Below are 792 nucleotides of genomic sequence, written 5' to 3' on the forward strand. Positions count from 1 at the left end.
ATGCACATCCCGCTGGCTTTCGGCCTGATCGGCGCCGGCGGCAAGCCTGTGCCGTATAGCGGCGTCGAAGGCGCCAGCGTCGAGGACGGCGTCATCCATATCCGCAAGCGTCGCCACATGGTGCGGTTTTCAGGCGTCACCGAGCGCCCGGCCGTGTCGCTCAACCGCGGCTTTTCGGCGCCGGTGACATTGTCCGTCGAGCAGAAAGCCGACGACCAGTTCTTTCTCGCCCGCCATGACTGCGACGCCTTTTCGCGCTGGCAGGCCTTCAATACATTGCTGACTGATGCACTGATCACCGCCTTCCGCGAGATCCTCGGCGGCAAGCAGCCGGCCTTTGCGCCGCGGCTGATCGAACTCGCCGGCAGCATCGCCGGCGACGAGACGCTGGAGCCGGCCTATCGAGCACTGGCGCTGGCATTGCCCGGCGAAGCCGACATCGCCCGCGACATCGGCCGGAACATCGACCCCAATGCTATCTATGCGGCTCGCGAGGCACTGGCGCTGGCGATCGGCACTGCGAACCGGGACGTTTTTTCGGGCCTCTACCGCGGCCTTTCCGACAGAGAAGCGTTCAGCCCCGACGCGGCGAGCGCCGGACGACGCGCCTTGCGCAACACCTTGCTGGATTATCTGTCGCTGCAGCCGGGCGGAGCAGCACTCGCCGCCGGGCATTTCCAGTCGGCGACCAACATGACCGACCGCGCGGCAGCACTTGCCGTGCTTGCGCATCGTCACCACGGTTCGCCCGAGGCGGTCGAGGCGCTGGCGGCTTTCGAGACGACCTATGGG

Annotated in this window: 1 protein-coding gene; it reads left to right on the plus strand. The window is 66.7% G+C overall.

Translation table 11 applies throughout. The features are described from left to right. The coding region (locus EOD15_RS35000; protein WP_127409360.1) for a DUF3458 domain-containing protein at positions 1-792 on the plus strand (792 nt) is incomplete at both ends.

This window comes from Mesorhizobium sp. M7A.T.Ca.US.000.02.2.1 (assembly GCF_003996995.1).
GTDB lineage: Bacteria > Pseudomonadota > Alphaproteobacteria > Rhizobiales > Rhizobiaceae > Mesorhizobium.